Origin of the sequence: Streptomyces yaizuensis (assembly GCF_034961445.1) — a bacterium.
Classification (GTDB): Bacteria; Actinomycetota; Actinomycetes; order Streptomycetales; family Streptomycetaceae; genus Streptomyces; species Streptomyces yaizuensis.
On the sequence record NZ_BSBI01000001.1, the window covers coordinates 492,038 to 515,259 of the forward strand.

General features: G+C 72.7%; 19 protein-coding genes. 13 read left to right on the top strand and 6 right to left on the bottom strand.

The window, feature by feature from the left end:
- Positions 1–9 precede the first annotated feature (9 nt).
- Genes SYYSPA8_RS01770 through SYYSPA8_RS01830 form a run of 13 tightly spaced genes read left to right on the top strand, consistent with a single transcriptional unit; the run spans position 10 to position 14,539 of the window.
- Positions 10–1,521 (top strand): right-handed parallel beta-helix repeat-containing protein, encoded by a 1,512-nt coding sequence (locus tag SYYSPA8_RS01770; RefSeq protein WP_407705881.1) that lies wholly within the window; start codon positions 10–12, stop codon positions 1,519–1,521.
- A 1-nt stretch (position 1,522) separates the two neighbouring features.
- Positions 1,523–2,878 (top strand): O-antigen ligase domain-containing protein, encoded by a 1,356-nt coding sequence (locus SYYSPA8_RS01775; RefSeq protein ID WP_407705882.1) that lies wholly within the window; start codon positions 1,523–1,525, stop codon positions 2,876–2,878.
- A gap of 2 nt (positions 2,879–2,880) precedes the next feature.
- Complete coding sequence (locus tag SYYSPA8_RS01780) at positions 2,881–4,155, top strand: glycosyltransferase (protein ID WP_323445084.1); 1,275 nt, start codon at positions 2,881–2,883, stop codon at positions 4,153–4,155.
- Positions 4,152–5,387: a class I SAM-dependent methyltransferase gene (locus tag SYYSPA8_RS01785; RefSeq protein ID WP_323445085.1), complete on the top strand. Its 1,236-nt coding sequence runs from the start codon at positions 4,152–4,154 to the stop codon at positions 5,385–5,387. Before SYYSPA8_RS01780 ends, SYYSPA8_RS01785 begins: the two co-directional genes overlap by 4 nt.
- A 13-nt stretch (positions 5,388–5,400) precedes the next feature.
- Positions 5,401–6,195, top strand: coding sequence for a sugar phosphate nucleotidyltransferase (locus SYYSPA8_RS01790; RefSeq protein ID WP_323445086.1), 795 nt, complete (start codon positions 5,401–5,403; stop codon positions 6,193–6,195).
- Entirely contained in the window at positions 6,192–6,839 is a 648-nt protein-coding gene (locus tag SYYSPA8_RS01795) for a PIG-L deacetylase family protein (RefSeq protein ID WP_323445087.1), read from the top strand. The genes SYYSPA8_RS01790 and SYYSPA8_RS01795 overlap by 4 nt, the downstream gene beginning before the upstream one ends.
- A 3-nt stretch (positions 6,840–6,842) precedes the next feature.
- A complete protein-coding gene (locus SYYSPA8_RS01800; RefSeq protein WP_323445088.1) occupies positions 6,843–7,868 on the top strand; it encodes an NAD-dependent epimerase/dehydratase family protein in 1,026 nt (341 codons plus the stop codon).
- Entirely contained in the window at positions 7,865–9,139 is a 1,275-nt protein-coding gene (locus SYYSPA8_RS01805) for a DUF4910 domain-containing protein (protein WP_323445089.1), read from the top strand. Before SYYSPA8_RS01800 ends, SYYSPA8_RS01805 begins: the two co-directional genes overlap by 4 nt.
- Before the next feature lie 5 nt (positions 9,140–9,144).
- The gene (locus tag SYYSPA8_RS01810) at positions 9,145–10,440 is read left to right on the top strand and encodes an MATE family efflux transporter (protein WP_323445090.1); all 1,296 of its coding nucleotides are present in this window, start codon (positions 9,145–9,147) and stop codon (positions 10,438–10,440) included.
- A complete protein-coding gene (locus SYYSPA8_RS01815) occupies positions 10,437–11,384 on the top strand; it encodes a glycosyltransferase family 2 protein (protein ID WP_323445091.1) in 948 nt (315 codons plus the stop codon). The genes SYYSPA8_RS01810 and SYYSPA8_RS01815 overlap by 4 nt, the downstream gene beginning before the upstream one ends.
- Positions 11,381–12,619 carry a polysaccharide pyruvyl transferase family protein gene (locus SYYSPA8_RS01820; RefSeq protein ID WP_323445092.1) on the top strand — a complete coding sequence of 413 codons (1,239 nt, stop codon included), beginning with the start codon at positions 11,381–11,383 and terminating at the stop codon, positions 12,617–12,619. Before SYYSPA8_RS01815 ends, SYYSPA8_RS01820 begins: the two co-directional genes overlap by 4 nt.
- Positions 12,616–13,170, top strand: a complete 555-nt coding sequence (gene rfbC, locus SYYSPA8_RS01825; protein WP_323445093.1) for a dTDP-4-dehydrorhamnose 3,5-epimerase — start codon at positions 12,616–12,618, stop codon at positions 13,168–13,170. The genes SYYSPA8_RS01820 and rfbC overlap by 4 nt, the downstream gene beginning before the upstream one ends.
- A 7-nt stretch (positions 13,171–13,177) precedes the next feature.
- Entirely contained in the window at positions 13,178–14,539 is a 1,362-nt protein-coding gene (locus tag SYYSPA8_RS01830) for a glutamate-1-semialdehyde 2,1-aminomutase (RefSeq protein WP_323445094.1), read from the top strand.
- Between the two features lie 12 nt (positions 14,540–14,551).
- Here the strand turns inward: SYYSPA8_RS01830 and SYYSPA8_RS01835 are convergent, their stop codons facing one another.
- The 6 genes from SYYSPA8_RS01835 to SYYSPA8_RS01860 all read right to left on the bottom strand — a co-directional run bounded on the left by SYYSPA8_RS01835 (position 14,552) and on the right by SYYSPA8_RS01860 (position 22,939).
- Positions 14,552–15,208, bottom strand: a complete 657-nt coding sequence (locus tag SYYSPA8_RS01835; RefSeq protein ID WP_323445095.1) for a phosphatase PAP2 family protein — start codon at positions 15,206–15,208, stop codon at positions 14,552–14,554.
- A gap of 463 nt (positions 15,209–15,671) precedes the next feature.
- Complete coding sequence (kdpC, locus tag SYYSPA8_RS01840; RefSeq protein ID WP_323445096.1) at positions 15,672–16,295, bottom strand: potassium-transporting ATPase subunit KdpC; 624 nt, start codon at positions 16,293–16,295, stop codon at positions 15,672–15,674.
- 22 nt (positions 16,296–16,317) lie between these two features.
- A complete protein-coding gene (gene kdpB / locus SYYSPA8_RS01845; protein WP_323445097.1) occupies positions 16,318–18,417 on the bottom strand; it encodes a potassium-transporting ATPase subunit KdpB in 2,100 nt (699 codons plus the stop codon).
- Positions 18,417–20,081 carry a potassium-transporting ATPase subunit KdpA gene (gene kdpA / locus SYYSPA8_RS01850; RefSeq protein WP_323445503.1) on the bottom strand — a complete coding sequence of 555 codons (1,665 nt, stop codon included), beginning with the start codon at positions 20,079–20,081 and terminating at the stop codon, positions 18,417–18,419. Before kdpA ends, kdpB begins: the two co-directional genes overlap by 1 nt.
- A 17-nt stretch (positions 20,082–20,098) precedes the next feature.
- Positions 20,099–20,188, bottom strand: coding sequence for a K(+)-transporting ATPase subunit F (gene kdpF, locus SYYSPA8_RS01855; RefSeq protein WP_323445098.1), 90 nt, complete (start codon positions 20,186–20,188; stop codon positions 20,099–20,101).
- 255 nt (positions 20,189–20,443) lie between these two features.
- A complete protein-coding gene (locus tag SYYSPA8_RS01860; protein WP_323445099.1) occupies positions 20,444–22,939 on the bottom strand; it encodes a DUF4118 domain-containing protein in 2,496 nt (831 codons plus the stop codon).
- Positions 22,940–23,222 lie beyond the last annotated feature (283 nt).

Sequence of the window (23,222 nt, forward strand, 5' to 3'; positions counted from 1 at the left end):
GGAGGACGCGTGCGGATCACCTGGCGGAAGTGGGCGGTGCCGGTGGTGGCGCCGGCCCTCCTGGCGACCGGCTGTGTGGGCTCGGACGACGCCCCGGCGGAGCCCGCCGGCGCGGCGTCCACGTCCGTGGCCCGGGTGTGCGCCAGGACCGTGCCCGGGCCGGCGACGGCACCGGCGGGCGCGGTGACGGTCGACCCGGCGGTGGTCGGCGACCTGGCCGAAAAGACCCGTAGCAGCCTTCCGGGCACCACGTTCTGGCTCCGCCCGGGGAAGCACCGGCTCGAACCGGGCCGCTACTCCCAGGTCGTCCCCAAGAAGGGGAACCGCTACCTCGGGGCGCCGGGCGCGGTGCTCGACGGCCGGCGGACCAACCAGTACGCGTTCGGGGGCGCCGCCCGCGATGTCACCATCCGCCATCTGACCGTGCAGGGATTCGTCGCCCCCCACAACGAGGGCGTGGTCAACCACGACTCGGCCGACGGATGGGTGATCGAGCACGCGAAGATCCAGTACAACTCCGGCGCGGGACTGATGGCCGGTGCCCGCCAGCGGGTCCGCGCCAGCTGTCTGCGCGGCAACGGCCAGTACGGCATGAACGCGTACAAGGCCGCCGGCCGCATCGGCGGCCTGGTGGTCGAGGGCAACGAGATCACCGCCAACAACACCGACGACTGGGAGCGGCGGAAGCCGGGCTGCGGCTGCACCGGAGGCGTCAAGTTCTGGGAGGTCGACGGCGCCGACGTCCGCGGCAACTGGGTGCACGACAACCGCGGAGCCGGGTTGTGGGCGGACACCAACAACAACGACTTCCGCATCGAGGACAATGTGCTGGAGGCCAACGACGGGGCCGCGCTGATCTACGAGACCAGCTACAACGCGGTCATCCGGAAGAACACGATCCGGCGGAACAACCGGGTCGAGGGCCGCAGATACGCCGACCGCGGCGACAGCTTCCCGTACGCGACCGTCTATCTGTCCGAGGCCGGCGGCGAACCACGGATCCGGGCCCGCACGGACAAGATCGAGATCTATCGGAACGTGCTGGAGGACAACTGGTCCGGGATCACCCTGTGGGAGAACGCCGACCGGTTCTGCAACAGCCCCGCCAACACCTCCTCCGGGAACTGCACCCTGCTGGTGCCACGCGCCGACCGCTGCGCGCGGCCGGGGATCGCCACCGCACCGCTCTACGCCGACTGCCGGTGGAAGACCCAGCGGGTGGAGATCCACGACAACCGCTTCGTCCTGGACAAGTCCGCCGTCGGATGCACGGTCAAGTGCGACCGCATGGCCGTGCTCGCCAACTACGGCACCTATCCCGACTGGTCGCCGTACCAGGGCGAGCGGGTGTCCCGGGCGATCACCCACCAGCAGCACAACCGCTGGTACGACAACGACTATCTCGGACCGTGGAAGTTCGTCGCCCACGACCCGAGCCGGGTGCTCGACTTCGGACAGTGGCAGGTCACGCCCTACCAGCAGGACGCGGGCAGCACCCTCGACCCACGGGCCGGTGGTTGAGATGGGCAAGGACACCGGGCACGGCGGCCCGGACGCGACGGACGCGACGGACGCGAGGGACGCGAGGGACGCGGCGGACACGGCCGGCCCGGCGGGCACCCCGGGCGAACGGCCCGGCGCCGGACCGCGCCCCGCCACCACCCCGAAGGCGGTCGGGATCGTCTGGGGGCTGCTGATCCTCAACACCCTCGGTTCCGCCGGGGCGAAGACCATCATCCCGCTGCCCCGCTCCCTCATCCAGATGGTCACCATGGGCGCCCTGGTCGCCGCGTTCGCGCTGGCGCTCGCGCTCAATCTCCGTCTGCGCATCCGGCCCAGCGCCTACCTGTTCCTGCTCACCCTGCTGCTGGTGCCGAGCGTGATCTCCAGCATGCAGCTGGAGTCCGGGTTCGGCGCGCTGTTCCGCTGCACCCGCCTGGGGCTCTTCGTCGGCACGCTGTGGCTGCTCAGCCGCTGGTGGGACGGCAGCCCGACGTTCGTCCGGCACCACATCCGGATGTACTTCGCGGTGCTCGGGTCGGTCGCCGCCGGCGCGGTCATCTCACCGGGCGCCGCCCTGCCCGAGGTCTACGGCGGGCGGCTCGTCGGCGCGCTGTGGCCGCTCACCCCGCCCCAGATCGGACAGTACGCCGCCGTGATCATCGGGCTCACCACGCTGCTCCTCCTGGGGCGCAGGACCGACCGGACGAGCGCGGCGGTCGTCATCGTGCCCTCCCTCGTCCTGCTCGCGCTGACCCATACCCGCACGGCCACACTCGGCCTGCTCATCGGGCTGGCACTGGCGATCGGCTCGCTCATCCTGACCAGCGCCGCCGCCCGCCGGTTCTTCACCTGGGCGGTACTGGTCTGTGTGGTGGCCGCGGTGGCGTTCAGCTCCGCGCTCCAGGCGTGGTTCCTGCGCGGGCAGAGTCAGGAGAACTTCTCCAACCTCACCGGCCGGGCCAAGGTCTGGGACGCCCTGCTGGCGGCCCCCCGGTCGACCTCGGAGTACCTGTTCGGCGTGGGCCTGGGCGACAAGTCGTTCGGCGGGCTGCCCATCGACAACAGCTGGCTGGCCGTCTACCACGAGCAGGGGCTGACCGGCACCGCCCTCGTGGCGGCGGCCATCATCGTGCTCGGCGGGGTCGCGCTGCTGCGGCCGCCCTCCCTGCCGAGAGCCTGCGCGATCTTCCTCGTCAGCTACTGCGCGATCGCGTCGTACACCGAGGCCGGTCTGGGCGACGCCTCCCCGTATCTGCTGCACCTGGCCGTGGCCGCCTCGCTGCTGGCAACGCCCGCCCCGGCCCCGCCCCGCCCGGTGCCGTGGGCCCCCCGACGACGTACCCCGCGCCGGACCCCTGGATCGGAGGTGACCTGAACATGCACATCCTCGTGGTGCACAACCGCTACTCCTCGGGGCAGCCGAGCGGCGAGAACAAGGTGGTCGACCAGGAGGTGGCGCTGCTGCGCGCGGCCGGCCACCGGGTCGACCTGTTCGAGCGGCGCAGCGACGACATCGCCGCCCGGTCCCTGCCGGGCAAGGTCGCGGTGCCGCTGCTCGTGCCCTGGAACCCGGCGGTCCGCAGGGAGCTGGCCGCCCGGCTCCGCGCCGATCGGCCGGACGTGGTCCACGTCCACAACGTCTTCCCGCTCCTGTCGCCCGCGGTGCTGGCTGCCTGCGCCGACGCCGGGGTGCCCGCCGTCGCCACGCTGCACAACTACACCCAGATCTGCCCGCCCGGCACGCTCCGGCGGGACGGCCGGCCGTGCACCGAGTGCGTCGGGTCGACGCCGCTGCCCGCCGTCCGGCACGGCTGCTACCGCGACTCCCGGCCGGCGACGGTGCCGCTCGCGGTCAGCCTGTCGGTCAACCGGCGGCGGTGGTGGTCCGGCGTGGAGCGGTTCTTCTGCATCTCCGCCGCGCAGCGCGACATCCTGGTACGGGCCGGCATGCCCGCCGGGCGGCTGGCGGTGAAGCACAACTTCGTGCCCGACCCGGACGTCCGCCGCTCGGGCGACGGCGAGCATCTGCTCTATCTGGGCCGGCTCGCGGAGGCCAAGGGCGTACGGGTGCTCATGGCCGCGTGGGACGAGATCGCCGCGGACGGCGGTGTGGGCGTGCCGCTCGTGATCGCCGGCGCGGGCCCGCTGGAGCGGGAGGTGACCGCCTGGGCGGCGGGCCGGGACGACGTGCGCTGCGTCGGCCTGTACGACGCACAGGAGTGCCGGCGGGCCATCGCGCGGTCGGTCGCCGTGGTGGCGCCCTCGACCTGGCAGGAGGCGTTCGGCCTGGTGGTCGTGGAGGCGATGGCGGCAGGGGTCCCGGCCCTCGCCGCCGGCCACGGCGCCTTCGTCGAACTCGTCGAGGACGGCGCGACCGGGCTGCTGCACCAGCCGGGCGAGCCCGCCCCGCTCGCGTCCCATCTGCGCCGGATCACGGCCGATCCGGTGCTCAACCGGGAGATGGGCGAGGCGGCCCGGCGCCGTTACGAACAGGGCTTCAGCCCGGCCGTCGGGCTGGAGCGCCTGATGGAGGGGTACCGGACCGCGATCGCGGGCCGGCCGGGCGGCGGGGACGGCCCGCCGCCGGCAGGGGACAGGAACACGGGCTCGCGGCGGGGCACCCGCGCGGGCAGGGATGGGGGCAGTAGATGACAGGATGCCGACTCTGCGGTTCGACGGCGCTGGCGAGCGTTGTCGATCTCGGAGCGACCCCGCCGTGCGAGAGCTTCCTCGCCGCGGACCAACTGGACCAGCCGGAACCGGCGTACCCGCTGCACCTGCGGGTCTGCACCGACTGCTGGCTGGCACAGATCCCTCCGCTGATCACGCCGGAGGAGACGTTCAAGGAGTACGCCTACTTCTCCTCCTTCTCGACCTCCTGGGTGGAGCACGCGCGCACGTTCGTCGCCGACGCCGCCACGCGGGTGGGCCTGCGCCCCGACTCCTTCGTGGTCGAGGTCGCGAGCAACGACGGCTACCTCCTCAAACACGTGGTGGAGCGGGGAATCCGCTGCCTGGGCATCGAGCCGTCGGTGAACGTCGGCGCCACCGCACGGGACGCGGGCGTGCCCACGCTCACCGAGTTCCTGTCCCCGGCCACCGGCGCGGCCGTCCGCGCCGAGCACGGCCCGGCGGATTTGGTCGTCGCCAACAACGTGTACGCGCACATCCCCGACGTGGTCGGCTTCACCCGGGGGCTGCGCTCCCTGGTCGCCGACGACGGCTGGGTCTCCATCGAGGTGCAGCACCTGCTGACCCTGATCGAGGACAACCAGTACGACACCATCTACCACGAGCACTTCCAGTACTACACGGTCGCGTCCGCGATCCGGGCGCTGGCGAGCGGCGGGCTCACGCTCGTGGATGTGGAACTGCTGCCCACGCACGGCGGCTCCATCCGGCTGTGGGCCCGGCCGGCCGAGGCGGCGGGCGAGCAGAGCCGGCGGGTGGCCGACGTACTGGACCGGGAGAAGGCCGCGGGTCTCCAGGAGCTGTCCGGGTACACCGAGTTCTCCGCCCGGGTCGCCAAGGTCCGCCGGGACCTGCTGCGGTTCCTCATCGAGGCGGCCGAGCGCGGCGAGACGGTCGTCGGCTACGGCGCCCCCGGCAAGGGCAACACCCTGCTCAACCACTGCGGCATCCGGCCCGATCTGCTCCCGTACACGGTCGACCGCAACCCCTACAAGCACGGCAGGTTCACCCCCGGCACCCGCATCCCGATCCTGCCGCCGGAGCGGATAGCCGCAGACCGGCCGGACTACGTCCTCGTCCTCCCCTGGAACCTGCGGGCCGAGCTGGTCGAGCAGCTGTCCTTTGTGCACGAGTGGGGCGGCCGGCTGGTCTTCCCCATCCCGGAACTGAGCATCGTCGAGGTCAGCGCATGAAAGAGGTCACGGAATGAAGGTCGTCCTGTTCTGCGGCGGTTACGGGATGCGGATGCGCAACGGAACCTCCGACGACGTGCCCAAGCCGATGGCGATGGTCGGCCCCCGGCCGCTGATCTGGCATGTCATGCGCTACTACGCGCACTTCGGGCACAGGGAGTTCATCCTGTGCCTCGGCTACGGGGCCCACCACATCAAGGACTACTTCCTCCACTACGAGGAGACGACGTCCAACGACTTCGTGCTGCGGGGCGGGCGGACCGAGCTGCTCTCCACCGACATCGCGGACTGGACGATCACGTTCGCGCAGACCGGCATCGAGTCACCGATCGGGGAGCGGCTGCGCCGGGTGCGGCACCACCTGGACGGCGACGAGATGTTCCTCGCCAACTACGCCGATGTGCTCTCCGACGCCCCGCTGCCCGAGATGGTCGACCAGTTCGCCCGGCGCGACGCCGGTGCCTCGATGATGGTGGTACCGCCGCAGTCCTCCTTCCACTGCGTGGACCTCGGCGAGGACGGCCTGGTGGGAGGCATCACCGCGGTGAGCGACATGCCGCTGTGGGAGAACGGCGGCTACTTCGTCCTCCGCCAGGAGGTCTTCGACCACATCCCCGAGGGCGGGGACCTCGTCGCCGACGGATGCGCCCAGCTCGCCAAGCGCGGCCGGCTCTCCGCGTACCAGCACCGCGGCTTCTGGAAGCCCACCGACACCGTGAAGGAACGGGCCGCGCTCGACACCGCCTACGCCCGGGGCGAACGCCCGTGGGCCGTGTGGGAACGGGACGCCGCCGGGGTGGGCGCATGATCCGGCTCACCACCGGGCGCCTGGAGCGGATCGCGGCGGTGGGCGCCCACTGCGACGACATCGCCATCGGCGCCGGCGGCACCTTGCTGACGCTGTGCCGGGCGCGGCCCGGCATCCGCGTCGACGCGCTCGTGCTCTCCGGCGGCGGCAGCGACCGGGAGCAGGAGGAGCGGGCCGCGCTCGCCGCCTTCTGCCCCGGCGCCGACCTGCGGCTGACCGTGCTCAAGCTGCCGGACGGCCGGCTGCCCGCACACTGGGAGGAGGCCAAGGCCGCCGTCGAGGAGCTGCGTGCGCAGACCGATCCCGACCTGGTCCTCGCCCCGCGCACCGACGACGCCCACCAGGACCACCGCGGCCTGGCGCGGCTGATGCCCACCGCGTTCCGCGACCACCTCGTCCTCGGCTACGAGATCGTCAAATGGGACGGCGACCTCGGCCGCCCGTCGGCGTACCAGCCACTGCCCCCGGAGACAGCCGAAGAGAAGGTGCGGCTGCTCCAGGAGCACTACCCCTCGCAGCGGCACCGGCCCTGGTACGACCGCGAGGCCTTCCTCGGCCTCGCCCGGATCCGCGGAATCGAATGCCACGCGCGCTACGCCGAGGCGTTCGCCGTCACCAAACTCACTCTCGACCTGGGGGAATGAACCTTGCGCGTCCTACTGACCGGACATCAGGGCTACTTGGGCACCGTCATGGCCCCGGTCCTCGCCGCCGCCGGACACGAGGTCACCGGCCTCGACTCCGGCCTCTTCGCCGACTGCGTACTCGGCCCCGCGCCCGCCGACCCCGAGGGACACCGCGTCGACCTGCGGGACGTCACGGCCGACCACGTGGCCGGCGTCGACGCCGTGATCCACCTCGCCGCGCTCTCCAACGACCCGCTCGGATCGCTGGCGCCCGGACTCACCTACGACATCAACCACCACGCGTCCGTCCACCTCGCCCGGCTGGCCCGCGACGCCGGAGTCAAGCGGTTCCTGTACGCGTCGACCTGCTCCGTCTACGGCGCCGCCGGCGGCGACGACCTCGTCACCGAGGATGCCCCGCTGCGCCCGGTCACGCCGTACGCCGAGTCCAAGGTGCGGGTGGAGGACGACCTGCACGCGCTGGCCGACGACGACTTCACCCCGGTGTACATGCGCAACGCCACCGCCTTCGGCTTCTCGCCCCGGCTGCGCGCCGACATCGTGCTGAACAACCTGGTGGGCCACGCCCTGCTCTCCGGCGAGGTGCTGGTGCTCTCCGACGGCACACCCTGGCGCCCGCTGGTCCACGCCGCCGACATCGCACAGGCCTTCACCGCCGCGCTGACCGCGCCCCGACAGGCCGTGCACGACCGGGCGTTCAACATCGGCAGCGAGACCAACAACGTCACCGTCGCCGAGATCGCCGAACAGGTCGCCGAGGCGGTGTCCGGCTCGAAGGTGAACATCACCGGCGAGAACGGCGCCGATCCGCGCTCCTACCGGGTGGACTTCGCCCGGTTCCGTACGGCGATCCCCGGCTTCGACTGCGCGTGGACGGTGAAACGGGGCGCCCTCGAACTCGCCGACGCCTACCGCGGGCACGGGCTCACCCAGGAGGACTTCGACCGGCGCTTCACCCGGCTGGCCGTGCTGCGCTCCGCGTCCGACACCGGCGCCGTCGACGACACCCTGCGGTGGCGCCGATGACCACGGCGGGGGAGGAGATGCACACGCTGGTGGAGCGGCTCTACCCGCTCTGCCGCAGCATCACCGGCAACGGTGTCCGCGCCACCCTGGACATCGTCGGCGAGTACATCCCCCTCCAGGTGCACGAGGTGCCGACCGGGACGCAGGTCCTCGACTGGACGGTGCCCCAGGAGTGGAACATCGAGGACGCGTACATCGCCGACAGCGCCGGCCACCGGGTCGTCGACTTCGCCGCGTCCAGCCTGCACGTCCTCGGCTACAGCGTGCCGGTGTCGGCGACCATGCCCCTGGCCGAGCTGCGCGCACATCTGCACACCCTGCCCGACCACCCCACCTGGGTGCCGTACCGCACCAGCTACTACCAGCCCCGATGGGGGTTCTGCCTCGCCCAGGAGACCCTGGACGCGCTGCCCGACGGCGACTACGAGGTGCGCGTCGACTCCACCCTCACCGACGGCCACCTCACCTACGCCGAACACGTGGTCCCCGGGCAGGTCCCCGACGAAGTGATCGTCTCCTGCCATGTCTGCCACCCGTCGCTCGCCAACGACAACCTGGCCGGCATCGCGGTGGCCGTCTTCCTGGCCCGGGCGCTCGCGGAGCGGACGCCGTACTACACCTACCGGTTCATCTTCGCCCCCGGCACCATCGGGGCGATCACCTGGCTGGCCCGCAACGCGGAACGGATCGAGCGGGTCAAACACGGCCTGGTGCTGGCCTGCGCCGGCGACGCGGGCTCGCTCACCTACAAGCGGAGCAGACGCGGCGACGCCGAGATCGACCGGGTGATGCGGCATGTGCTGCTCGCCTCCGACCGCCCGCACCACATCGCCGAGTTCACCCCGTACGGCTACGACGAGCGGCAGTACTGCTCACCCGGGTTCGACCTCGGCGTCGGCTCGCTCAGCCGGACCCCGTACGCCGGCTACCCCGAGTACCACACCTCGGCGGACAACCCGGACTTCGTCACCCCCCAGGCGATGGAGGACACCCTCGCGGTCTGCCGCGAGGCCTTCGCCGTCCTCGACCGCAACCGGCGCTACGTCAACCTCAGCCCCTACGGCGAACCCCAGCTGGGCCGGCGCGGGCTCTACGCGTCCCTCGGCGGCCGCAGCGATGCCCAGCAGGCCCAGATGGCGATGCTCTGGGTGCTCAGCCTCGCCGACGGCGAGCACGGGCTGCTGGACGTGGCCGAACGGTCCGGGCTGCCGTTCGACACCGTCGCCGCCGCCGCCGACGCCCTGCACGACGCCGGACTGATCAAGGCGTGACACCGATGACCACCGGGGAGGAGAAGGCGACGACACCGGCGGCCCGCCCGGCCGCCCGGCGGGCCATCGCCGGCCGGCTGTCCTGGGGACTGGCCGACCAGGCCGTGTGCAGCATGACCAACTTCGCGGTGGGCATCTACGTCGCACGCTCGCTGGGACTCGCCGCGTTCGGCGTGTTCAGCCTCGCCTGGGTCACCTACGGCGTGGTGCTCGGCGTCTCCCGCGGACTGGCCACCGACCCGCTCGTGGTGCGCTTCAGCGGCGTGCCGGCCGCGTCCTGGCGCACGGCGGCGGCCCGGTCGTCGGGGACCGCGCTCGGCGTCGGCGCCGCCTTCGGCGCGGCCTGCCTCACGGTCGGGACCGCCCTCGGCGGCACCGTCGGGAGCGCGTTCGCCGGCCTCGGCCTCGCCCTGCCCGGGCTGCTGCTCCAGGACGCCTGGCGGTACTCGTTCTTCGCCGCCGGCACCGGGCGCAAGGCGTTCACCAACGACCTCCTGGGGGGCATCGCCCTCATCCCCGCCATGGTGGTGGCGGCCCGGGTGGGCACCGTGGCCGCCTTCGTGCTCGCCTGGGGCACCGCCGCCACGGTGGCCGCCGTGTACGGCTGCCTCCAGTCCGGGATCCGGCCCCGGCCGGCCGGAGCCCGCCGGTGGCTCCGTGAGCAGCGCGACCTCGGCTACCGCTACCTGGTCGAGAACGTCGGCGTCAGCGGCGCGGCCCAACTGCGGGCGTACGGCCTCGGCGCCATCGTCGGGGTCAGCGCGGTGGGCGTGGTCCGGGGCGCCGAACTCCTGCTCGGCCCCTTCCTCGCCGTACTGATGGGGCTGTCGCTGGTCACCGTCCCGGAGGCGGCACGGGTCCTGCGGCGGGCCCCGCACCGGCTGGGCACCTTCTGCCTCCTGCTCGGCGGCGGGCAGGCCGCCGCCGCGCTGCTCTGGGGCGGGGCGCTGCTGCTGGTGCCGGACCGGGCCGGCGAGCTTGTCCTGGGCGCCGTCTGGCCCGCCGCGTCGGAACTCATCGTCCCGGCCACCCTCGGCGTCGTCGGCGCGAGCCTCGGCACCGGCGCGGCCGCCGGGCTGCGCGCCCTCGCCGCGGCCCGGCGCAGCCTGCGCTGCCAGCTGTTCGCCTCCGCCTGCTACGTCGGCGGCGGCCTCGGCGGAGCGGCCGTGGCCGGCACGGTCGGCTCCGCCTGGGGCGTCGCCGCCGCCACCGTCAGCGCCTCGGCCGTGTGGTGGCTCCACCTGCGGTCCGCCCTGCGCGAGCACCACCAGAACACCATCCGTGAAGTGAGGACACCATGACCGCCCAACCCCGGTTGAGTATCGGGCTGCCCGTCTACAACGGCGAGGAATACCTCGCCGAGGCGCTCGACGCCCTGCTCGGCCAGACCTACGAGGACTTCGAGCTCGTCATCTGCGACAACGCCTCGAAGGACGGGACCCAGGACATCTGCCGCCGGTACGCCGCGCGGGACTCGCGCATCCGGTACCTGCGGCTGCCCCGGAACATCGGCGCCGCGCCGAACCACAATTACGTGTTCACCCAGTGCCGCGGCGAACTGTTCAAGTGGGCATCGCACGACGACCTGTACGCCCGCGACCTGCTGCGGCGCTGCGTGGAGGCGCTGGACGAGCAGCCGCGGACGATCCTCGCGCACACCGGCCAGGCCGTCATCGACGGCGCGGGACAGGTGAAGGTCCCCTACGAGTACACGCTCGCCACCGACTCGCCCCGCGCCCCCGAGCGCTTCCGCAGCATGCTGTTCGAGCCCGGCGGCGACGACTTCTACGGAGTGATGCGGGCCGATGTGCTGCGCCGGGTGAAGCCGCACGACAGCTACCACCACGCGGACCGCACCTTCGTCGCCGAGATCGCCCTGCACGGGCCCTTCCACCAGGTGCCGGAGCTGCTGTACTTCCGCCGCGACCACCCCACCCGCGCCGAGCGGGCCAACCCCTCCAAGCGCTCCCGGTGCGTCAACCTGGACCCGCGCCGGGCCGGCCCGCTGCACCCGACGCCCCGGCTGCTCGCGGAGTACGTCTGGGGCTTCGTCGCGGCGATCCGGCGGGCGCCGCTGTCCCCGGCCGACCGGCGGGCCTGCCACCGCCACCTGGCCGCCTGGATGACCAGCCGGCTGAGGCCGGGCGCCGGCGAGCGGGTCGAGGACCGCGCCCCGGTCGACCCGGGCCGGCTCACCGTCTCCGTGGACGCCCTCGTCGCCGGCCGTGAGGGCAGGCAGGCATGACGTCCGCGCAGGGGACCCCGGTACGCGTCGGGGTGTTCGGCCTCCTCGGCTCCGGCAACATCGGCAACGACGGGTCGCTGGAGGCGGTCCTCGGCTACCTCCGCGCCGAGCACCCGCGGGCGGCCGTGGACGCGCTGTGCGGCGGACCCGAGGCCGTCACGGCCCGGTACGGGATCCCCGCGACCCGGCTGCACTGGTACCGCGGCGAGTACCGGACCGCGTCCCGTGCGGGCTCGATCGCGGCGAAGGCGCTGGGCAAGGTCGTCGACGTCTTCCGCACCGCCGCCTGGGTGCGCCGGCACGACGTGGTGATCGTGCCCGGCATGGGCGTCCTGGAGGCCACGCTGCCGCTGCGGCCGTGGGGCTTCCCGTACTCGCTGTTCCTGCTCTGCGCGAGCGGCCGGCTGCTGCGCACCCGCGTCGCGCTGGTCAGCGTCGGCGCCGCCCCGATCCGCGACCGGGCCACCCGGGCCCTGGTGCGCTGGTCGGCACGGCTGGCCACCTACCGCTCGTACCGGGACACCCACTCCCGCGACGCGCTGCGGACGATGGGCGTGGACACCGCGCACGACGAGGTCTACCCGGACCTCGCGTTCGCCCTGCCGGCGCCGCGGGCCGGCCGGGAACCGGGCCCGCCGGGACCGGTCTGCGTCGGCGTCATGGACTTCCACGGCGGCAACGACGACCGCGCCCGCGCCGAGGAGATCCACCGGCGCTACCTCGACGGGACGACCCGCTTCGTCCGCGCGCTGGTCCAGGACGGCAGGCCGGTGAGGCTGCTCACCGGCGACGCGTGCGACGCGCCGGTGGTCGCCGCGATCCTCGACGCGGTGGACTCGCCGCTCGTCACCGCCTCCGAGGCGGCCTCGCTGGCCGACCTGATGAGGGAGACGGCCGCCGCCGACACCGTGGTGGCGACCCGCTACCACAACCTGATCTGCGCGCTGAAGGCCGGCACGCCGACCCTCGCACTCAGCTACGCGGCGAAGAGCGACGCCCTCATGGCCCGGATGGGCCTGGCCGCGTACTGCCACCCGGCCCGCGAGGTCGACGCCGACCGGCTGCTCGCCCAGTTCCGGGAGCTGGAGCTGCGGTCGGCGGAGCTGCGGCGGATCCTCACCGAGCGCAACCAGGACGCCGCACGGCACCTGGAGGACCAGTTCACCGCCCTGACCACGGCCCTGTTCCCCACGGCCGCCCCCACCCATGCCCAGCCCCTGCGGGAGGCCTCATGAAGGCGATCGCGATCCCGGCGATCGACGGCGCGTACCTGTTCGAGCCGACACCGTACGCCGACGAACGCGGCTTCTTCTGCCGCACCTTCGACGCCGGCGTGGTCCGCTCGGTGGGCCTCGACCCGGACGCCTTCGTCCAGGACAGCCTGTCCCGCTCGGTCCGGGGGGTGCTGCGCGGTCTGCACCTGCGCTCCGGGGCGGGCGAGGCCAAGCTGGTGCGGTGCTCGTACGGGAGGATCTTCGACGTCGTCGTGGACCTGCGGCCCGGCTCGCCGACCTACCGCAACGTGGCCACCTTCGAACTGTCCGGCGAGACCCAGACGACCCTGTACATCCCGGCGGGGTGCGCCCACGGCTTCCAGGCGCTGACCGCGACCGCCGACACCTCGTACCGGATCGACCGCCCGCACGATCCGGCGGAGGACGTGACGATCGCCTTCGACGACCCGGAGCTGGCCATCGACTGGCCGCTTCCGGCGACGTCGGTGTCCCGGCGGGACCGGGAGGCGCCGAGCCTCGCCGAGGTCCTGAAGCACAGAGAAGAGAAGTGAGATCCGCGTGAACCCCGAAACCACCGCAGCCACCGCAGTCACGCAGGACGCCGACGCGTTCGCCCTGCCCCGGTCGCGGACCGCGAACGAGCGGCTGCACGCCCTGATCCCCGGGGGCGCGCACACCTACGCCAAGGGCGACGACCAGTATCCCGAGGACCTGGCCCCGGTGATCAGCCACGGCCGCGGCGCCCATGTGTGGGACGTCGACGGCAACCGCTACGCCGAGTACGGCTCCGGCCTGCGCTCGGTCAGCCTCGGCCACGCCCACCCACGCGTGATCGAGGCGGTGCGGCGGGAACTCGACCGCGGCAGCAACTTCGTCCGGCCGTCCATCGTGGAGGCCGAGGCCGCGGAGCGCTTCCTGGCCACCGTGCCGACCGCCGAGATGGTGAAGTTCGCGAAGAACGGCTCCGACGCCACCACCGCCGCGGTGCGCCTCGCCCGTGCCGTCACCGGCCGCCTCCGGGTGGCCGTCTGCGGCGACCATCCGTTCTTCTCCGTCGACGACTGGTTCATCGGCACCACGCCGATGTCCGCCGGCATCCCGGCGCAGACCACCGACCTCACCCTGGGGTTCCCCTACGGGGACCTGGCCGCCACGGAGGAACTGCTCACCCGGTACCGGGGCGAGGTCGCCTGTCTGATCCTCGAACCCGCCACCCACACCGAGCCGCCGCCCGGGTACCTCGCCGGCCTGCGCGAGCTGGCCGACCGGCACGGCTGCGTCCTGGTCTTCGACGAGATGATCACCGGTCTCCGCTGGTCCGAGGCGGGCGCCCAGGGCCTGTACGGCGTCGTCCCCGACCTCTCCACGTTCGGCAAGGCGCTGGGCAACGGGTTCGCCGTCTCCGCGCTGGCCGGGCGCCGCGACCTCATGGAGCGGGGCGGGCTGCGGCACTCCCGCGACCGGGTGTTCCTGCTGTCCACCACGCACGGCGCGGAGACCCACTCGCTGGCCGCCGCGATGGCCGTGCTCACCACCTACACCGAGGAGGGCATCACGGCGCGGCTGCACGCCCTCGGCGAGCGGCTGGCCACCGGTGTCCGTGCCGCCGCCGCCGGCATGGGCGTCGGCGACCACCTCGTCGTCCGGGGCCGGGCCAGCAATCTGGTCTATGCCACCCTCGACGAGAACGGGCAGCCGTCGCAGCGGTACCGCACCCTGTTCCTGCGCCGGCTCCTCGCGGGCGGGGTGCTCGCCCCGTCGTTCGTGGTGAGCAGCGCGCTCACCGACGCCGACATCGACCGGACCGTCGAGGTGGTGGCCCAGGCCTGTGCGGTGTACCGGAAGGCACTGGACGCCGGCGACCCCACCCCCTGGCTGGCCGGGCGCCCGATCAAGCCCGTGTTCCGCCGCCTGGCATGACGTGAGGCGACGTCAGCGGCGCTTGCGCAGGCCGCTGTCAGCCACCTGGTCGACCAGCCACGCGGTCGCCGGGACCACCGCCAGCGCGGTGCACCAGCCGCCGAGGACATCGGTCGGGTAGTGCGCGTCCAGCGCGACCTGCGCCCAGCCCATGGCGGCGCCGGCGACCAGCGCCGAGGAGAGCACGAGGAACGCGCCGGCCGTCCGGCCGAGGCCGAGCCGGCCGGCCGCGAGCAGCGCCCCCACGAGGGCGAGCGCCGTCAGGAACGCGGTGTGCCCGCTCGGGTAGGACAGGTGCTCGCCGTTGATGGTGCGTCCCACCAGGGGCTTGAGCAGCTTCGTCACACCCACGGCCAGGACGGCGGCGGCCACGGCGAGCACCGCCGCGCGGGGCCACCGCAGCAGCAGGCAGCCCGCCACGGCGGCCACGGCGAGCGCCGCCGCTCCGATGGGCTCCGCGAGGAAGTCCGTGGCCAGAGCGGCGTGCCGCCACGGCGGCCGCACACCGTACACCGCCGACTGGATCGACGCGTCCACGGTGCCGGGCCGGCTGTGGCCCGCGTACAGGAACCCGAACACGACGACCGTCAGCGCGGCGAGGACCGAGACCGGCCCGAGCGGTGTGCGCAGGGACGGGGGCAGCACGGCGGGCGCCGGCCGGCCGGTCACCCGCTGCCGTGTCCGGCGTGCCGTGTCCGGCGGGTGGTGTCCCTGGTCGTGGCCTCCTGGGGCGGGGTGAGGGCGCGGCCCCTGGTCCGACCGGTGGACAGTCATGCGTCAGCGCCTTCCTGTTCTCCCCTGCTCCAGGCCCTCGTGAAGACGGCCCGGCCCGCACCGGCCGGGTGAACTCGGCACCACGGGAAGCCGGTTCACGTGCTTTCCGGCTCCCGCCACCCTAGCCAACAACCCGTCGCGGCACAGCGCCGTCGGACATCTCAGCAGCAGCCCTTCGTCTCCGCGTCCGGGCAGGTCCGGTCGGCCTCGACCGCCGGCACCGGACTGACCACCCCCATGCCGTTCCCCGACGACCTGGCCGCGCTGCCGGCCGCGGCCGGAGTCGCCCCGCGCCCGTGACCGGCCCCGCCCCGGTGACCTGAGTCGCAGTCATGAAGGGGGAGCGCGGCCCGAAGGCTCACTTCAGGCTTTTCAGCGCGTGGTTGAGTTCCACGACGTTGACACGTTCCTGTCCGAGGAAGCCGAGGTCGGGGCCCTGGATGTGGCGGGTGACCAGTGCGTGGACCAGCAGTGGGTGCAGCCTGCGGGCCCGGGCGACGCGGGTGGCCTGCTGGCGGGCGTAGGCGGGGGAGATATGGGGGTCGAGGCCGGAGCCGCCGGCGGTGAGGGCGTCGGCCGGGATGCTGTGCGGTGGTACGCGGTCGAGGGCGGCGACGGCGGCTCGTCGCCGCTCGATGCTTGTGACCAGGTCGGCGTTGTCGGGGCCGAGGTTGGAGGCGCCGGAGTACTCCGGGTCGTACGCGCCCGCTCCCTTTCCTCCGTCGGCGGCGGAGGGGCGTGGCTGGAACCAGCGCGGGTCGGGCTGTCCGCCCGGGGTGGTGAAGTTCTGGCCGATGAGACGGGAACCCACGGGTGTGCCGTTGTCCTCGATGAGTGAGCCGTCGGCCTGATGGGGGAACGCGACCCGCGCGACGCCGGTGACGGCCAGGGGATAGGCGATGCCCGTGACGGCGGTGAAGACCAGGAGCATCCGCAGGGCGGACAGGTGCCGGCGGAGAGCGGGCGGGAGGTGGGGGGACACGGCGCTCGCCTTCTGCCCGCGGTCAGCGCAGGCCGGGGATGAACTGGACGACGAGGTCGATGAGTTTGATGCCGAGGAACGGCAGGACGAGGCCGCCCAGACCGTACAGCCAGATGTTGCGGCTCAGCAGCGCGGCGGCGGACGCGGGCCGGTAGCGCACACCGCGCAGGGCGAGCGGGATCAGCACGATGATGATCAGGGCGTTGAAGACGATCGCCGAGGTGATCGCGGACGTCGGGCTGTGCAGCCGCATGATGTTCAGCTTGTCCAGACCGGGATGGACCGCGGCGAACATCGCGGGGATGATCGCGAAGTACTTGGCGACATCGTTGGCGATGGAGAACGTGGTGAGCGCGCCCCGGGTGATGAGGAGCTGTTTGCCGATCTCCACGATCTCGATGAGCTTGGTGGGGTCGGAGTCGAGGTCGACCATGTTCCCGGCCTCCTTGGCGGCCGAGGTCCCGGTGTTCATCGCCACGCCGACATCGGCCTGGGCCAGCGCCGGGGCGTCGTTGGTGCCGTCCCCGGTCATCGCGACCAGCTTGCCGCCCGCCTGCTCCCTGCGGATGAAGTGCATCTTGTCCTCGGGGGTGGCCTCGGCGAGGAAGTCGTCCACCCCCGCCTCCTCGGCGATGGCCCGCGCGGTCAGCGGGTTGTCGCCCGTGATCATGACGGTACGGATGCCCATGGCGCGCAGTTCCGCGAAGCGTTCCCGGATGCCGTCCTTGACGACGTCCTTGAGGTGGACGACGCCCAGGACGCGGGCGCCCGACGGGTCGGCGGCGGCCACGACGAGCGGGGTTCCGCCGCTGTCGGAGATGGTGTCGACGGCGGCGCGCAGGCCGCCCGGGACCGTGCCGCCCGCATCCCGTACCCAGGCGGTGACGGAGGCCGCCGCGCCCTTGCGGATACGGCGGTCGTCGATGTCCACCCCGCTCATGCGGGTCTGCGCGGTGAAGGGCACGAACGAGGCCCGTGCAAGCTCCCCTTCGTCACGGGCGCGCAGGGCGTGCCGCTCTTTGGCGAGGACGACGACGGAGCGGCCCTCCGGTGTCTCGTCGGCGAGGGAGGAGAGCTGGGCGGCGTCGGCGAGTTCCTCCGCGTCCACGTCGCCGATGGGGACGAAGGCGGTGGCCTGGCGGTTGCCGAAGGTGATGGTGCCCGTCTTGTCGAGGAGCAGGGTATTGACGTCGCCCGCGGCTTCGACGGCCCGGCCGGACATGGCCAGCACATTGCGTTGCACGAGGCGGTCCATGCCCGAGATCCCGATCGCGGAGAGCAGGGCGCCGATGGTGGTGGGGATCAGGGCGACGACGAGCGCGACCAGGACGACGATGGGCTGTTCGGCCCCGGCGAAGACCGCGAAGGGCTGGAGGGTGACGACCGCGATCAGGAACACGATGGTCAGCGAGGCGAGCAGGATGTTCAACGCGATCTCGTTGGGGGTCTTCTGCCGGGCCGCGCCCTCGACCAGGGCGATCATCCGGTCGATGAAGGTCTCGCCCGGCCGGGAGGTCACCTTGACGACGATCCGGTCGGACAGCACCTTCGTCCCGCCGGTGACCGCGCTGCGGTCGCCGCCGGACTCCCGGATCACCGGGGCCGATTCGCCGGTGATCGCGGATTCGTCCACGGAGGCGACGCCTTCGACGACATCGCCGTCGCCGGGGATGGTCTGTCCCGGCTCGACCACGACATGGTCCCCGGGCCGCAGCCCGGCGGCGGGGACCGACTCCTCGGGCGGTGCGACGGCCCCCGGCCGCCAGTCCGGCAGGCGGCGGGCCGTCGTCAGACTCCGCGTCCGGCGCAGGTCGTCGGCCTGGGCCCGGCCCCGGCCCTCCGCGACCGCCTCGGCCAGGTTGGCGAAGACCACGGTCAGCCAGAGCCAGGCCGTGATCACCCAGGCGAAGACACCGGGGCGGGCGACGGCCGAGAGCGTGGTCAGGACCGCGCCGACCTCGACCACGAACATCACCGGGTGGTGAACCATGACACGTGGGTCGAGTTTGCGTACGGCGTCCGGGAGGGAGCGCAGCAGCTGCCGGGGGTCGAGGAGACCGCCGGCGACCCGGTGGGGCGAGTCCGGTGGCGGCACGGGTGAGGCGGCCGTGGTGAGGGACATCAGCGCAGCCCTTCCGCGAGCGGCCCCAGCGCGAGCGCGGGGAAGTAGGTGAGGCCGACGACGACGAGGATCACCGCGGTCAGCAGCCCCACGAACTGCGGCCGGTGGGTGGGCAGGGTGCCCGCGGTCACCGGCACCGTGCGCTGGGCGGCGAGCGACCCGGCGAGCGCCAGGACGAACACCATGGGCAGCAGCCGGCCGATCAGCATGACCAGCCCCAGCGCGGTGTTGTACCAGACGGTGTCGGCCGAGAGCCCGGCGAACGCGGAGCCGTTGTTGTTCGCCGCCGAGACGAACGCGTACAGCACCTCGGAGAAGCCGTGCGGTCCGGGATTCGCCATCGACGCCCGCTCCCCGGGCAGCGCCATCGCGATCCCCGCACCGGTCAGGGCGACAGCGGGAGTGGTGAGGATATAGAGAGACGCGAACTTCATCTCCCGGCCGCCCAGCTTCTTGCCCAGGTACTCCGGCGTGCGCCCGACCATCAGCCCGGCGACGAACACGGTCACGACCGCCAGGACCAGCATCCCGTACAGGCCCGATCCGGTGCCGCCGGGCGCGATCTCGCCGAGCATCATATTGAAGATCAGCAGCCCGCCGCCGCCCGGAGTGTACGAATCGTGGGCGGAGTTGGCGGCACCGCACGAGGTCAGGGTGGTGGCGACGGCGAACAGCGTCGAGGCCCGGATACCGAGCCGCTGCTCCTTCCCCTCCATCATCCCGCCGGCCGCGTGCCCGGCGGTGCTGCTGACGCTGTTCAGTTCGTTGGCGGTGACCACGGCGACCGACGCCGCCCAGAGCAGGGCCATCACGGCGAGGATCGCGTATCCCTGGCGGCGGTCGCCGGTCATCGTGCCGAAGGTGCGGGGGAGACAGACCGCGATCACCAGCATCAGATAGATCTCGACCAGATTGGTGAGTCCGGTGGGGTTCTCGAACGGGTGGGCGGAGTTGGCGTTGTAGAAGCCGCCGCCGTTGGTCCCGAGTTCCTTGATGGCCTCCTGCGAGGCGACGGGACCGCCCGTGAGGGACTGGACCTGGCCCGCGATGGTCGTGACGGACTGGTCCCCGTGGAGGTTCTGGATCACGCCGCCCGCCGCGAGGACAAGGGCGAAGACGAACGAGACCGGCAGCAGCACCCGTACGACGATCCGGGTCAGATCCACCCAGAAGTTCCCGACCCGGTCGGTCCGCTCCCGGGTGAAACCCCTGATGAGGGCGGCGACCACCGCGATGCCGATGGCGGCGGAGACGAAATTCTGCACCGCCAGACCCGCCATCTGCACCAGATGGCCCATCGTCCGCTCGCCCGCGTACGACTGCCAGTTCGTGTTGGTCACGAAGGACACGGCGGTGTTGAAGGACTGGTCCGGCGTCACCGGGCCCCTGCCCAGTGACAGCGGCAGATGGTTCTGCAACCGCAGGAACGCGTACAGGAACACCACCGACACCAGCGAGAACGCCAGCACACTGCGCACATACACCGGCCAGGTCTGATCGGTGTCCGGGCCCACTCCGCCCGCCCGGTAGACCAGCCGCTCGGCGCGCAGATGCCGGTTGCTGCTCAGGCAGCGAGCCAGGTGGTCGCCCAGCGGCCGGTAGGAGAGCGCGAGCGCGACCACCAGGGCCAGGATCTGCAACCAGCCCGCCGGCGTCTCGTTCATCAGAACCGGTCGGTTCATCAGAACCGGTCCGGGAACAGCAGACAGAACAGCAGATAGACCACCAGGCACACGGCGACCACGAGACCGACGGCGTTCTCCGCGCTCACAGCCGTTCGACTCCCCGCACCACCAGGAACAGCAGCCCGAGCACCACGAAGGTCAGGACGACGAACACCACATCGGCCACGGCGTCCCCTCCGCTCGGTTCGTGTGACAAGGCGATACGCGGAGCCGTTCGCGCGGCACCGGCTCCGGGTGATCGTGCCCGGTCGCACGGACCGGCACGATCACCGACACGGACGAGCGACCGAATCCCGCTGAACGGACGTATCCCGAGCCGGGCGGATGGCTCCCGGCCCGCCTCAGGACTCGGGCTTGCCCGCGACCGTGGGGAGGAGAATCCGCACGGAGAAGGCTTCCCCCGGGGCACCGGCCGGGGTGAGCGTGCCGCCCATGGCCTCGACGAGTTCCCTGGCCAGCTGCTGGGCGATCCCCTCGGTGCGCGCTCCGGCACCGTCGGACGCCCCGGGGGCCCCGGGGGACCCCGCTCCGTCGCTCACCCGGATGGCCAGCCTGCCGGGCAGGATCTTCACGGCGAGCGCGGGCGGCTCGTCCGCGGGGCTGTGGCGCAGCGCGTCGGCGGCCAGAGCGGTGAGCGCCCTCGTGAGGTGGGCGGCATCCGCGATCACGTCCGGCGGGTCGTCCGGCACCAGGAGACGGAGGGTGTGACCGCCGGGGCCCAGCTCGTCCAGGACCGCCGTCAGCACCTCGCTCAGCTCCACCGGGCGCAGGGCGAGGCCGAGCGCGCCGCCCTGGAGTCTGCTGAGCGTGTCGAGCGCGCCGACCAGCCGTCCGGCACGGCGGACGGACGATCGCGCGGAGGCCAGGAGACGGTTCCTCTCCTGGTCCGGGGAACTCCCCTCATGGCGCAGCCGGGCGAGTGCGTCGTCGGCGCCGTGCAGCACGGCCCGCAGCTCACGACCCGCTCTCAGCAGGAGCGACGCCCGGGTCCGCTCGGCGGCGGCACGGGTGTCCGTCTCGGCCGCCCGCCGCGCGAGACGACCCCGTGTCCAGGCCATACCGATCTGCGCGCCACAGGCCGCGAAGAGTTCGTAGTCGTCGGCGTTCAGCCCGCGACCGCGCGCCGCCAGGGTGAGACCGTCGTCGAGCACGGCTTCCACCTCGGCTTCGTCCGGGCGCTCCGGCGGTCGTTCCCCCGCTCCGGCGGCGACGAACCAGCGCGCCTCCCCGGCGGGTGCCGTGTCCCGTACGAGCAGACTGACCGCCGTCAGAGCGAAGTTCTCGCGGATCCGCTCGATCAGCACCGGCAGATCCTGACCGTGCATCATGTCCGTCGCCAGACGGCTCAGGACCCGCGCCTCGGACAGCGCCCGCCCCGCCCGGTACGAACGCCGTGCGGCCGTTCCGGTCGCCGTGCCGACCAGGGCGGCGACCGCGACGAACACGGCGAGCGCGAGGATCTCCTCCCCCCGGGCGATGTCCAGGGAATGCCGGGGGGAGACGAGATAGTAGTCGGCCAGCAGCCCGGCGGCGGCAGCGGCGGCCAGCGCGGGCCAGAGCCCGCCGACGAGCGCGACCACCACGACGGCCAGCAGATACAGCAACAGGGCTCCGGCCAGACCGACGCCGCCGCGCGCCGCTGTCAGGGCGAGGGTCAGGACGGGGAGCAGCACGGCGGCGGTGACCAGCGCGGCCCCGAGCCGCCGCCGCCCGATGCCCCGGACCGGGTGCTCCATCCTCAGCAGCGCCACCGGCCCCGCCGCCTCCTCATGGGTGACGATATGGACATCGATCGCACCGGACCCCCGGATCGTCCGCCGGCCCACCCCCGCCCGCAGCAGGGAGGACAGCCGGCCACGACGGCTCGCCCCCAGCACGATCTGCGTGACGTTCTCCGCCCGCGCGAAGCCCAGCAGGGCTTCGGCGACACCGTCCGCGGTCATCTGGTGGAACGTGCCGCCCAGCGATTCGAGGAGCACACGCTGCTCCCCCAGGGCCGGAGGGCTGCCCTCGGCGAGCCCCTCCCCGGAGACCACATGGAGCGCCAGCAGCTCGCTCCCGGGTGTCCGGGCGCTGATCCGGGCGGCGCGGCGGATCAGCGTCGCGCCCTCCTGGCCTCCGGTGAGACCGACCAGGATCCGCTCCCGGGTCTCCCAGGGAGCGGAGATGCCGTGCTCGGCCCGGTAGCGCTGAAGTCCTTCCTCCACCCGGTCGGCGAGCCACAGCAGCGCCAGCTCCCGCAGCGCGGTCAGGTTCCCGACCCGGAAGTAGTGGGTCAGCGACGCTGCGACACGGTCCGGCGGATAGATCTCACCGTGGGTCATCCGGCGCCGCAGCACCTCGGGCGGGAGGTCCACCAGCTCGATCCGGTCGGCGTTGCGGGCCACCTCGTCGGGCAGGGTCTCCCGCTGCCGTACGCCGGTGATCTGCTCGACCACGTCGTTGAGGGACTCCAGGTGCTGCACATTGAGCGTGGTGATCACATCGATGCCGGCGGCGAGCACCTCCTCCACGTCCTGCCACCGCTTCGCGTTCCGCGACAGCGGGACATTGGTGTGAGCCAGCTCGTCCACCAGCGCGATACCGGGAGCACGCGCGAGCAGCGCCGCCACATCCAGGTCGGTGAAGACCGCTCCCCGGTGCACCACCCTGCGGCGCGGCAGTGTCTCCAGCCCTTCGGCCATCTCCGCCGTCAGCCGCCGGCCGTGCGGTTCCACCAGACCGACCACCACATCGGCCCCCTGGGCACGCAGCCGCTGTCCCTCGGCCAGCATCGCGTAGGTCTTCCCCACCCCCGGCGCCGCCCCGAGGTACACCTGCAAACGACCACGCGCCATGACAGGACTCCCGCTCACTCACCGAGACAGACCCACCCGTTTCCCATGATGCGCCCGCCGGCACCCACGCAGGGCCCGCGGCGGGGCGCCGGCCGCCGGTGGCCGCTCATACGGGGCCCTCCCCGCCGTTCCGCACCGGCAGTACGGCAGGCACGCGCCAGACGCGCTCCGGCCCGCCGGGCGGGCCCTCCTCGGGCCCCGCCGAGACCCCATCCCTCGTCCGCCGGCGGGCCTGGGGAGACCCCATGCGCCAGACCCCGCTCCCTGACCCAGCCTGATCCGT

Coding starts and splice junctions, on each gene's coding strand:
- SYYSPA8_RS01775 (WP_407705882.1), top strand. CDS start 1,523: ATGGGCAAGGACACCGGGCACGGCGGCCCGGACGCGACGGACGCGACG.
- SYYSPA8_RS01780 (WP_323445084.1), top strand. CDS start 2,881: ATGCACATCCTCGTGGTGCACAACCGCTACTCCTCGGGGCAGCCGAGC.
- SYYSPA8_RS01785 (WP_323445085.1), top strand. CDS start 4,152: ATGACAGGATGCCGACTCTGCGGTTCGACGGCGCTGGCGAGCGTTGTC.
- SYYSPA8_RS01790 (WP_323445086.1), top strand. CDS start 5,401: ATGAAGGTCGTCCTGTTCTGCGGCGGTTACGGGATGCGGATGCGCAAC.
- SYYSPA8_RS01795 (WP_323445087.1), top strand. CDS start 6,192: ATGATCCGGCTCACCACCGGGCGCCTGGAGCGGATCGCGGCGGTGGGC.
- SYYSPA8_RS01805 (WP_323445089.1), top strand. CDS start 7,865: ATGACCACGGCGGGGGAGGAGATGCACACGCTGGTGGAGCGGCTCTAC.
- SYYSPA8_RS01810 (WP_323445090.1), top strand. CDS start 9,145: ATGACCACCGGGGAGGAGAAGGCGACGACACCGGCGGCCCGCCCGGCC.
- SYYSPA8_RS01815 (WP_323445091.1), top strand. CDS start 10,437: ATGACCGCCCAACCCCGGTTGAGTATCGGGCTGCCCGTCTACAACGGC.
- SYYSPA8_RS01820 (WP_323445092.1), top strand. CDS start 11,381: ATGACGTCCGCGCAGGGGACCCCGGTACGCGTCGGGGTGTTCGGCCTC.
- rfbC (WP_323445093.1), top strand. CDS start 12,616: ATGAAGGCGATCGCGATCCCGGCGATCGACGGCGCGTACCTGTTCGAG.
- kdpB (WP_323445097.1), bottom strand. CDS start 18,417: ATGTCCCTCACCACGGCCGCCTCACCCGTGCCGCCACCGGACTCGCCC.
- kdpA (WP_323445503.1), bottom strand. CDS start 20,081: ATGAACGAGACGCCGGCGGGCTGGTTGCAGATCCTGGCCCTGGTGGTC.
- SYYSPA8_RS01860 (WP_323445099.1), bottom strand. CDS start 22,939: ATGGCGCGTGGTCGTTTGCAGGTGTACCTCGGGGCGGCGCCGGGGGTG.